Raw genomic sequence first — 10,137 nt, forward strand, 5'->3', positions numbered from 1 at the left:
GCGGCCCCCTCGACTCACGCCGAGGGGCTAGGACTCCTGGGCGAGAACGAAGGGGTGGACCGCCGCGGCGCCCGAGCGCCGCAGGAGATCTGCTGCGACCGTGAGGGTCCATCCGGAGTCCGTGGAGTCGTCGACAAGGGCGATCCTGGCGCCGTTGAGACGTGTCAGGGCCTCGGGCCCCCAGCCGTCGAGGCTGAGGCACTGGGCCACCGTCGCCAGGCGGGTCGCGGAGTTGACGTCATGGCGCCCCTGCTGCCCGCCAGCGGCGATGATGCCCAGGCGCTCGGCGCCCAGGCGGTGGGCGACCGCCCCTCCCAGGTGGCGGATCAGTCGCGGACGGCGGTGGGAGTCGATGATGACGACAGCGTCGATGATGCCCTCGGCGCCCACCGCGCCGCCCTGCCCCTCAGGAGCGCCCGCGCTGCCCGCAGAGGCGCCGTTGGCCCCGCTCTCGGCGCGGGCGAGGACGGCCAGGCGGTCCGCCGCCTCCAGCACGGGGGCTTGCAGTCCCGGAGGGACGAGCCCGTCCTCTCCGGAATCGAAGAGCTCTCGCAGCGCCGCCGAGATGCCCAGGCCGTCGAGCCTGCCGACGGCGATGCCCGTCCCCGCCCGCCGCTCAGGCGGGATTCTGCCCCGCAGGGCGCCCAGTCCCAGCCTCTCCATGCCCACGGGCCACTGGCGCCGGGCGGAGATCTCGACCCCGGTGCGCTCCAGTGACTCCCGCGCCGCCCTCACCTGCTCCGGACCCGGCCCCTGGGGGAGGGACAGGCCCCCGCACAGGTCGCAGGCGCCGCAGCGCCAGCCCTCGGACATCTCCGGGTCATCGAGTGCGGCGCGCAGGAAGGCCATTCGGCACTCGGGGCCGCGAAGGCGCTCATAGGCGAGCATCGCCTCCTGCTCGGATCTCCTGGCCGCCTCCACCCGGGCATAGCGCTCGGCGTCGTACACCCAGGGCTCGCCCGTGGCCAGCCAGCCTCCCCTCACCCTGCGCACGGCGCCGTCGACATCGAGCACCTTGAGCATCGACTCCAGACGGGCGCGCCGCAGGCTCGTCACCGTCTCCAGAGCGCCGATGCCCAGAGGGCCATCGGCCGTCCCCAGGGCGTCGAGCACCTCGTGGACCTGTTCGGGCGGCGGGAAGCCCTGGGAGCCGAACCAGTTCCAGATCGCGCGATCCTCCGCGCCGGGCAGGAGGACCACCTCGGCCCTCTCGACGCCGCGCCCCGCGCGGCCCACCTGCTGGTAGTAGGCCACGGGTGAGGCGGGCGCGCCCATGTGGATGACGAATCCGAGGTCGGGCTTGTCGAATCCCATGCCCAGGGCACTGGTGGCCACGAGTGCCCTCACGCGGTTGGCCTTGAGATCGGCCTCAAGGCGCTCGCGCTCCGCGGGCTCGGTCTGACCGGTGTAGGTGGACACCTCCAGGCCGGCGGCGCGCAGGGCCTGGGCGGTCTCGCCCGCAGCGGAGACGGTGAGGCAGTAGACGATCCCGGAGCCCTGGGCGCGCTGGAGGTAATCGGTGAGCCAGGCCAAGCGCGTGGCCGAGTCCGCCAAGTGCGCCACGCCCAAGTGCAGGGAGTCCCGCTGGAGGCTCCCGCGCAGCACGAGCACCTCGGGGCCCCGGCCACCCATCTCGCGCCCAGCCAACTGCTCCGCCACATCCATGGTCACGCGCTCGTTGGCCGTGGCCGTCGTCGCCAGGACGGGGGTGCGGGGCGGCAAGCCGGCGAGCAGGGTGCGGATGCGTCGGTAGTCCGGCCGGAAATCATGCCCCCAGTCCGAGATACAGTGCGCCTCATCGATGACGACGAGGCCCGCGCTGGCCGCCAGATGCGGAAGGACCTCATCCCGGAAGACGGGGTTGTTGAGGCGCTCGGGCGAGACGAGGAGGACATCGGCGCGCCCGGCGCGGATCTCATCCTCGACCTGACCCCACTGGGCGCTGTTGGCCGAGTTCATGGTGACGGCGCGGATGCCGGCGCGCTCGGCAGCGGCGACCTGGTCGCGCATGAGGGCCAATAGCGGGGAGATGATGATCGTGGGCCCGGTGCCGCCCGCTCCCGGCCGCCCATGGGGCGGGAGGGAGTCCCCCTCGTGCCGGCCGCCCCAGCCCTCGCGCAGAAGCATGGTGGCCACGAAGTAGACGGCGGACTTGCCCCATCCCGTTCTCTCCACCACAAGAGCCCGGCAGCGCCCCACCACCAGCGCCTCGATCGCCCGCCACTGATCGGGGCGCAGGCGCGCGGCCGGGCTGCCGACGAGCGCGCGCAGCACGTCCTCCGCGCGCTCGCGCAGGGCGGCCAGTGGTGCTGAGGAGAATGCGGACGATGCTGTGGCGCTCATGGCTCCACGGTAGCCCGGGGCGATCCGGGCCCACGACGAGCGCTCGTGGAGCGCGTCGCCACCGCGGCATCGGTCACGGGCGGCGGCGCGGGGCCCGATGGCGCGATCGCCCTCATCCTCGCCGACCCAGCTCCAGCCGCGGCTCACTTCCTGGGACAGGGAGGGCGCTGGGCCCGAGGCTTGCACTATTCTCGGTTCACCACCTCTCGCGGTGGGGGAAGGCCAGTGATGACACCAAGGGATGGGGCGCACGCCCCCACCAGGACGGAGCGTCCCCTGCGCGCGCCTCGGCGCCTCGCAGGGGCTGTCATGCGCCGCTGAGGCGCCCGGACGCCTCAGTCCCAAGCCGCGCCCGGCGCGGTTCCGGTCCCAACCACCCACCCCGGACGGCGGCACTGCCGCCAGGACCATTGAGGACCGCACCATGACACGCATCCGCACCACCCACGTCGGCTCCCTTCCCCGTACCGACGCCCTTATCGCCGCCAACAAGGACCACCAGGACGGCGCTCTGCCCGATGCCGATTTCGAGGCCGTCATCACCGAGGCCGTCGACTCCGTCATCGCCAGGCAGGCGTCCATCGGCATCGACATCGTCAACGACGGCGAGTACGGGCACCTCATGACCCAGTCCGTCGACTACGGCGCCTGGTGGAGCTACTCCTTCCTGCGCTTCTCCGGCCTCGAGGTCCTCCCCGAGCCCCCGGCGCGCAAGTCCTCGGACAAGCTCGAGCTCGACGCGATGACCGACCGCCGCGACTGGGTGGCCTTCGCCGACGCCTACGCCGACCCGGCCAGCGGCATCCACATCGCCAACCGCCAGCCCTGGGTGTTCCCCACGGTCACCGGCCCTCTGGCCTACTCCGGTGCCGACCTCGTCGCCCGCGACATCGCCCTGATCAAGCGCGGCCTGGAAGCGGCGGGCAAGCCGCTCTCCGAGGGCTTCGTCGCCGCCCTGTCCCCGGCGTCGGCGGCGCGCGTGGGCAACACCTACTATGAGGATGATGAGGCCGCCGTCTGGGGCTGGGCGGAGGCGCTGCGCGAGGAGTACAAGGCGATCACCGATGCGGGGCTCACCGTCCAGATCGACGCCCCGGACCTGGCCGAGTCCTGGGACCAGTTCGTCGCCGAGCCGAGCCTCGAGGACTACCGGGCCTTCTCCGCCGTGCGCATCGAGGCTCTCAACCATGCCCTGGAGGGCATCGACCCCGCCCTCGTGCGCTACCACGTGTGCTGGGGCTCCTGGCACGGCCCGCACTCGACCGATCTGGAGTTCAAGCACATCGTGGACCTCGCCCTGAGCGTCAACGCCAACGGACTGAGCTTCGAGGCCGCCAACGCCCGCCACGAGCACGAGTGGAGGATCTGGGAGGAGGTCGTGCTTCCCGCTGAGAAGTACCTCATCCCGGGCGTCGTCTCCCACGCCACCAACGTCGTGGAGCACCCCGAGCTCGTGGCCGAGCGCATCGAGCGCTTCGCGGGCCTCGTGGGCCCCGAGAGGGTCATCGCCTCCACCGACTGCGGCCTGGGCGGGCGCATCTATCCCTCCATCGCCTGGGCGAAGCTCGAGTCCCTCGCAGCCGGCGCCCGTCTGGCCAGCGACCGGCTTTGAGGCCTAGGGGTGGCAAAATGCCCCCATGACCCTCATCATCATCATCGCCGGGCTCCTGGCGATCGCTGGTGCCAGCCAGATCAGCGACCGCCTCCGGGTGGCGCCAGCACTGCTGCTCCTGACCCTGGGGATCGCCGTCGGCTTCCTGCCGGTCGTACCCGCGATCGAGATCGAGCCGGGGGTCATCCTCGAGGGCATCCTCCCGCCGCTCCTGTATGCGACGGCGGTGGCCATCCCCACGATCAGCTTCCGCAGGGAGCTCGCCCCCGTCGCTATCCTCGCCGTCCTCCTGGTCGCCGTCTCATCGGCGGTGATCGGGGGAGTGCTCACCCTCGTCCTGCCCAGTCTGTCCGTGGCCTGGGCCATCGCCATGGGAGCGGTGCTCAGCCCCACCGATGCCGTGGCCATCTCCATCGCTCGGCGCCTCGGGGTCACCCAGCGCGTCATCACCGTGCTGGAGGGCGAGGGGCTCCTCAACGACGCCACCGCCCTGGTGGTGCTGTCCTCAGCGATCTCGGCCGCCGTGGCCGGTCGGACCAGCGCGGGGGTCGTCCTGGGCAGTTTCGCGCTTGCCGTCGTCGTCGCCGTGGTCGTGGGCTGGATCGTCGGGGAGCTCACCCTGCATCTGCGCGCCCGCGTCACCGATGCCAGCGTCGACACGGTCATCTCCTTCACCGTGCCCTTCCTCGCCGCAATCCCCGCCGAGCACATGGGCGGCAGCGGCCTGGTGGCGGCCGTCGTCGCCGGCCTGGTGACCGGGCACCGCTCGCCCCGGCTCCTGCCCCCGGACCACCGCATCGCCGGCAACGAGACCTGGCGCACCGTCGAGCTCGTCCTCGAGGGGTTCATCTTCCTGGTCATGGGCCTGCAGCTGTTCGGGATCGTGGAGGACGTGCGCGCCGAGGGCCCCTCGATCACCACCGCCGTCTGGCTCGCCGTCCTAGCCGGGGTCCTCACCGTCGCCGTGCGAGCCGCCATCGTCGCCCCGATGCTCCTGTGGCTGCGCCGCCGGGGAGCGCGCCTGGCCGAGAGATGGGACGGGATGGGCGAGCCCCTCCAGGAATTCGAGGAGCGCTGCCGGGCGATCGCCCGCGGCGAGGTCCCCGAGGACATGCTCGTTCCCTGGGATCGCCGCCGCCGTGGCGTGCAGCGCAGGCTCAAGGGCCTGGCCAAGGGGCGCCGAGGGACGGGGCACGCGCATGCGCAGGCCCACGCCGCGCGGACCATCGACAGGATCCGGCGGGTCGACGCCGATATGGCCTACTACCAGCAGGTCCCCCTCGGCGCCCGCGAGGGGACGATTATCGTGTGGGCGGGGATGCGCGGCGCCGTCACGCTCGCCGCCGCCCAGACCCTTCCCGCCGCCGCCCCCAACCGCCCCTTCCTCCTGCTCATCGCGATCCTCGTCGCTGCCGGCTCCCTGGTCTTCCAGGGCCTGACCCTGCCGTGGATGGTCAGGGCCGTCAGGCCGACGATGGAGGGCCCCACCGATGAGGCCGAGCGCCGCGAGCTCATGGGGCTTCTCATCTCCGTGGCCAAGGACGTCATCCCGGAGCGCGAGGACCATCCGCTCACCGACGACGGCCGCAGGCGCATCGCCTCGGCCTCCCAGGGGGCCTCCGCCCTCGTGGCCCACGCGGCCCGCGAGGGGGCACCGGAGAGCGGTGAGGAGGCGGACTGGGCCGTGCAGCGGGCGGAGGCGCACGCGCGGGCGGTCTCCCTCGACATCGTCCGGGCCCAGCGCCAGGCCCTGCTCGACGCAGGCGAGCTCGGCCTCTACTCCGCCGGGCTCATCGAGTACGCCCTGACCCGTCTCGACTACGAGGAGATCATCCTGGTCTATCGGGAGGCCATCAACGAGGCCCCGCCGGACCGGGGCATCCCGGCGCCATCGGGCGATGGTACGGTGCCGTCGACGGCACCGTAGACTCAATGCCCGTGAGCAGCCTTCCCATTCGCCCCGGGCTCGAGGGCGAGACCCCCTACGGCGCCCCGGAATTGGATGTTCCCGTGCGCCTCAACGTCAATGAGAGCCCCTACGCGCCCAGCGGCGCCATCATCGCGGATATCGCCGACGCCGTCGCCCGGGCGGCGTCCGGTCTCAACCGCTACCCGGACCGCGACTTCCCCGCCCTGCGCCAGGCCCTGGCCGATTACCTCGCCGTCGAGTCCAGCGCGCGCCTGGGGGCGGATCAGATCTGGGCGGCCAACGGCTCCAACGAGGTCATGCTCCACCTCCTCCAGGCCTTCGGCGGCCCCGGGAGGGCCTGCCTGTCCCTCACCCCCACGTACTCCATGTACCCCGAGTACGCTCGCGACACCCTCACCGAGTACGTGACGATCCCGCGCAGGGAAGACTTCACCATCGACGTCGATGCCACCGCGGCCGTCATCGCCGAGCGCCAACCGGCCGTGCTCATCACTGCCAGCCCCAACAACCCCACCGGCACCGCCCTGCCCCTGGCCGCGGCGCGCGCCCTGCTGGAGGCCGCCCGCGGCAACGGACCCACTGCCGCCGATGGCTCTCCCACCGACTGCGTCGTCGTCATCGACGAGGCCTACGCGGAGTTCCGCCGGCCCGGCGTGCCCAGCGCGCTGGAGCTCCTCGAGAGCAACCCGCACCTGGCCGTGTCCCGCACCATGAGCAAGGCCTTCGGCGCCGCCGGCCTGCGCCTGGGCTACCTCGCCGCCTCCCGCGAGCTGGTCGACATGCTGCGCGTCGTGCGCCTGCCCTACCACCTCTCCGCGATCACCCAGGCCGCCGCCCTGGCGGCCCTGGCCCACCGGGAGGAGCTCATGGGGCAGGTCGCCTCCCTGCGCGAGGAGCGCGACTGCCTCGTGGCCTGGCTGCGCTCCCAGGGCCTGACCGCCCACGAGTCCGACGCCAACTTCGTGCTCTTCGGCCCCTTCGCCGATCGACATCGTGTCTGGCAGGATCTCCTTGACGACGGCGTGCTCATCCGCGTCGTCGGCCCCGAGGGGTTCCTGCGCGCCAGCGTGGGGACGCCCGAGGAGATGGCGGCCTTCCGAGCCGCCCTGACCAAGGCCCTCAGCGGCGCTCGCGCCGTCGGCCCCGACCCCCAGGAGCCCGCATGAGCAGCACCGTCAGCCGCATCAGCGCCGCCCGTACAGCCCGCATCGAGCGGACCACGAGCGAGTCCAGTGTTGTCGTCGACCTCGATCTCGACGGCACCGGCGCCACCGACATCGCCACCACCGTCCCCTTCTGGGACCACATGCTCACCGCGCTGGGCAAGCACTCGCTCATGAACCTCACCGTGCGGGCCACGGGGGACACCCATATCGACGTCCACCACACCGTGGAGGACACCGCCATCTGCATCGGCGAGGCCCTACGCCAGGCCTTGGGGGACAAGAGCGGCATCCGCCGCTTCGGCGACGCCTCCGTCCCTCTCGACGAGGCCTTGGCCACCGCTGTCGTCGACATCTCTGGGCGCCCCTACCTCGTCCACGCCGGCGAGTCCGAGGCCTTCGCCCATCACCTCATCGGCGGCCACTTCACCGGTTCCATGGTTCGCCACGCCCTGGAGGCCATCGCCTACCACGCCGGCATCTGCCTGCACGTGCGCGTCATCTCCGGGCGCGACCCCCACCATATCGCCGAGGCCGAGTTCAAAGCCCTCGCGCGAGCCCTGCGCACCGCCGTCGAGCCCGACCCGCGGGTGGACGGCATCCCCTCCACGAAGGGAGCCCTGTGATGAACGACCAGACCACCCCCGACGGGGCCCGCCCCGACGACGCCGACCGCATCGACGACCAGTTCGCCGCCCTCGTGGAGGGCCTCGACCTGGGCGGCGCCGAGGGCGCCATCGGGGAGAGCCCCGAGAGCCCCACCGCCGCGGGTGGGACGGCGGGGGCCTCGGACGGGGGTACGGTCGACCCCGCGCCGACTGGCTCCCCGGCCGCGCGCGCCCTCAAGATCGCCGTCGTCCTCACGCCCCTGCCCACCGCAGAGGCCCTCGCTTCCCTATGCGCTATGAGCGGGCTCGACTGCGTTGCCGTGCCCGCCTCCTCGGGCGCTTTCGCTGTCAAGGAGTTCGCCTCCGCCCACGCCGAATGGGACATCGCCGAGCTCCTGGGCGGCTCGGAGAATGAGCCGGCCGAGGCCGCTGAGCTCGCCGCCACCCTATCCCGCCTGAGCCGCGGCGGATCCGTGCTGCTCACCGCGGACCTGGCCACCGATGTCGGTATCGAGGAAGGCCTGTCCGGAACGATCACCGCGCGCCGTTTCGCCGGTGGCAGGCCGGGAGAGGAGGCCTCCGCCGGCCTCATCCTGTCCCAGATGGATCAGATCGTCGAGGACGTGCTGCTCGGTATCCTCCGACCGGAGGATGCCCCCGGGGCCATGCTGACCAGTGAGATCAAGGCCGGGCGCGCGATGCGCTGGATCGGGCGCGGCCTGCGCCGCCCCGGAACAGACTGAGGAGGGCCGCCCGCGGCCCTGCGACCATCAGGGTCCCATCACCCAGCGCCTCGCGCGGGCGCGCACGCTCCCCGGACCCCTGAGCGGCCGTTGGCGATGACGCCGGTAGACTCCCGGGCATGCCCTCACCCCGCGTCGTCGTCCTCAACTACGGCTCCGGCAATGTGCGCTCGGCCGTTCGTGCCCTGGAGCGCGTCGGCGCGCGGGTCGACCTCACCGCCGACGCCGGCTCCGTGGAGTCCGCCGATGGGCTCCTCGTCCCCGGCGTGGGGGCCTTCGGCGCCGTCATGGAGATGCTGCGCGCCGTGGACGCCCCCCGGCTCATCGAGCGCCGCCTGGCCGGCGGTCGCCCCGTGCTGGGCATCTGCGTGGGCATGCAGGTCATGTTCGAGTCGAGTCAGGAGCATGGCTCCACCATCCCGGGGCTCGCCCAGTGGGAGGGGGAGGTAAGCCGTCTCGACGCCCCCGTGGTCCCGCACATGGGATGGTCCGAGGTACGCCCGCCCGCTGGCAGTGACCTGTTCGACGGCGTCGCCGACCAGCGCTTCTACTTCGTCCACTCCTACGCCGCCAAGACGGACCCGGAGGCGGGGCTGGGGCCATCCGCGACGCGCCCGCCGCTGCCCACCTGGGCGCATCATGGCGAGGACTTCCTGGCCGCCGTCGAGAACGGCCCCCTGTCCGCCACCCAGTTCCACCCCGAGAAGTCCGGCGACGCCGGGGCCGAGCTCCTGCGCAACTGGCTGGGCGCGCTCTGAACGGCGCATGAGCCCTCACCACTGACCCGATCTCCACCGCATCACGCCCACCGCATACCGCTGCGCTCCTCGCGCGCCGCCCCGAGACCACCCAGGAGACCCCTTATGCTCACGCTTCTTCCCGCCGTCGACGTCGCCCATGGCAAGGCCGTCCGCCTGCACCAGGGCGAGGCCGGATCGGAGACCGACTACGGCAGCCCCGTGGACGCAGCCCTCGACTGGGCCCGCGCGGGTGCGGAATGGATCCACCTGGTGGATCTCGATGCCGCCTTCGAGCGGGGCTCCAACGCCGAGCTGCTGGCCCGCATCGTCGGCGAGGTCGGGGTGAAGGTGGAGCTGTCCGGCGGCATCCGCGACGATGCCTCCCTGGAGCGCGCGCTCGCCGCCGGCGCCGCACGGGTCAACCTGGGCACTGCCGCGCTGAGGGACCCGGACTGGACGGCGCGGGCCATCGCCGAGCACGGGGAGGCCATTGCCGTAGGGCTCGATGTGCGCGGGACGACGCTAGCTGCGCGCGGCTGGACGGAGGAGGGCGGAGACCTCTGGGAGGCCCTGGAGCGCCTCAACGCGGCGGGATGCTCGCGCTACGTGGTCACTGACGTCACCCGCGACGGCACTCTCACCGGGCCGAACACGCAACTGCTGCGCCGGGTGTGCGAGCGCACCAGCGCGCCCGTGGTGGCCTCCGGGGGGATCTCCTCACTGGACGACATTCACGCGCTCACGGAGTTGGTGGGGATCGGCGTGGATTCCGCGATCATCGGCAAGGCCCTCTACAACGGCAATTTCACCCTCGAGGAGGCCCTGGAGATCGCCGGTTCCGCCCGCACCGCCTGATCCCTCCCCATCCCGTCCTTCCCCTTCGCCGAGGTTGGTTGTTGTTGGGGGTGGGGTGGGTTAGTGGTTGTGGTGGTGTTGGGTGTCGTTGGTGAGGTAGGGGGTGAGGCGGTGGATGGTTAGGGGTGGGGTGGTTTGGGTGG

The 10,137-nt window shown here is 72.2% G+C and carries 8 protein-coding genes; 7 read left to right on the top strand and 1 reads right to left on the bottom strand.

Annotation, left to right across the window (positions count from 1 at the left end; translation table 11 throughout):
- Nucleotides 1–27: 27 nt before the first annotated feature.
- A complete protein-coding gene (locus tag B1H50_RS06890; protein ID WP_080463055.1) occupies nt 28–2,343 on the bottom strand; it encodes a DEAD/DEAH box helicase in 2,316 nt (771 codons plus the stop codon).
- Between the two features lie 424 nt (nt 2,344–2,767).
- Between B1H50_RS06890 and B1H50_RS06895 the strand changes: the two genes are divergently transcribed.
- The 7 genes from B1H50_RS06895 (at nt 2,768) to priA (ending at nt 9,994) form a co-directional block, all read left to right on the top strand.
- Nucleotides 2,768–3,955, top strand: coding sequence for a cobalamin-independent methionine synthase II family protein (locus B1H50_RS06895; RefSeq protein ID WP_080463035.1), 1,188 nt, complete (start codon nt 2,768–2,770; stop codon nt 3,953–3,955).
- Nucleotides 3,956–3,980: 25 nt separating this feature from the next.
- Nucleotides 3,981–5,882: a cation:proton antiporter gene (locus tag B1H50_RS06900; protein ID WP_080463036.1), complete on the top strand. Its 1,902-nt coding sequence runs from the start codon at nt 3,981–3,983 to the stop codon at nt 5,880–5,882.
- A 5-nt stretch (nt 5,883–5,887) separates the two neighbouring features.
- Nucleotides 5,888–7,051: a histidinol-phosphate transaminase gene (locus B1H50_RS06905; RefSeq protein WP_080463037.1), complete on the top strand. Its 1,164-nt coding sequence runs from the start codon at nt 5,888–5,890 to the stop codon at nt 7,049–7,051.
- Nucleotides 7,048–7,674 (top strand): imidazoleglycerol-phosphate dehydratase HisB, encoded by a 627-nt coding sequence (hisB, locus tag B1H50_RS06910; RefSeq protein WP_080463038.1) that lies wholly within the window; start codon nt 7,048–7,050, stop codon nt 7,672–7,674. Before B1H50_RS06905 ends, hisB begins: the two co-directional genes overlap by 4 nt.
- The gene (locus B1H50_RS06915) at nt 7,674–8,399 is read left to right on the top strand and encodes a hypothetical protein (protein ID WP_080463039.1); all 726 of its coding nucleotides are present in this window, start codon (nt 7,674–7,676) and stop codon (nt 8,397–8,399) included. The genes hisB and B1H50_RS06915 overlap by 1 nt, the downstream gene beginning before the upstream one ends.
- Nucleotides 8,400–8,518: 119 nt before the next feature.
- Complete coding sequence (gene hisH / locus B1H50_RS06920) at nt 8,519–9,157, top strand: imidazole glycerol phosphate synthase subunit HisH (protein WP_080463040.1); 639 nt, start codon at nt 8,519–8,521, stop codon at nt 9,155–9,157.
- Between the two features lie 105 nt (nt 9,158–9,262).
- Nucleotides 9,263–9,994 carry a bifunctional 1-(5-phosphoribosyl)-5-((5-phosphoribosylamino)methylideneamino)imidazole-4-carboxamide isomerase/phosphoribosylanthranilate isomerase PriA gene (priA, locus tag B1H50_RS06925; protein ID WP_080463041.1) on the top strand — a complete coding sequence of 244 codons (732 nt, stop codon included), beginning with the start codon at nt 9,263–9,265 and terminating at the stop codon, nt 9,992–9,994.
- Nucleotides 9,995–10,137 lie beyond the last annotated feature (143 nt).

This window comes from Actinomyces gaoshouyii, assembly GCF_002072175.1.
GTDB classification, from domain to species: domain Bacteria; phylum Actinomycetota; class Actinomycetes; order Actinomycetales; family Actinomycetaceae; genus Actinomyces; species Actinomyces gaoshouyii.

Bases quoted from the DNA above. Each gene is read 5' to 3' on its own strand.
- B1H50_RS06890 (WP_080463055.1), bottom strand. From the start codon at position 2,343: ATGAGCGCCACAGCATCGTCCGCATTCTCCTCAGCACCACTGGCCGCC.
- B1H50_RS06895 (WP_080463035.1), top strand. From the start codon at position 2,768: ATGACACGCATCCGCACCACCCACGTCGGCTCCCTTCCCCGTACCGAC.
- B1H50_RS06900 (WP_080463036.1), top strand. From the start codon at position 3,981: ATGACCCTCATCATCATCATCGCCGGGCTCCTGGCGATCGCTGGTGCC.
- B1H50_RS06905 (WP_080463037.1), top strand. From the start codon at position 5,888: ATGCCCGTGAGCAGCCTTCCCATTCGCCCCGGGCTCGAGGGCGAGACC.
- hisB (WP_080463038.1), top strand. From the start codon at position 7,048: ATGAGCAGCACCGTCAGCCGCATCAGCGCCGCCCGTACAGCCCGCATC.
- B1H50_RS06915 (WP_080463039.1), top strand. From the start codon at position 7,674: ATGAACGACCAGACCACCCCCGACGGGGCCCGCCCCGACGACGCCGAC.
- hisH (WP_080463040.1), top strand. From the start codon at position 8,519: ATGCCCTCACCCCGCGTCGTCGTCCTCAACTACGGCTCCGGCAATGTG.
- priA (WP_080463041.1), top strand. From the start codon at position 9,263: ATGCTCACGCTTCTTCCCGCCGTCGACGTCGCCCATGGCAAGGCCGTC.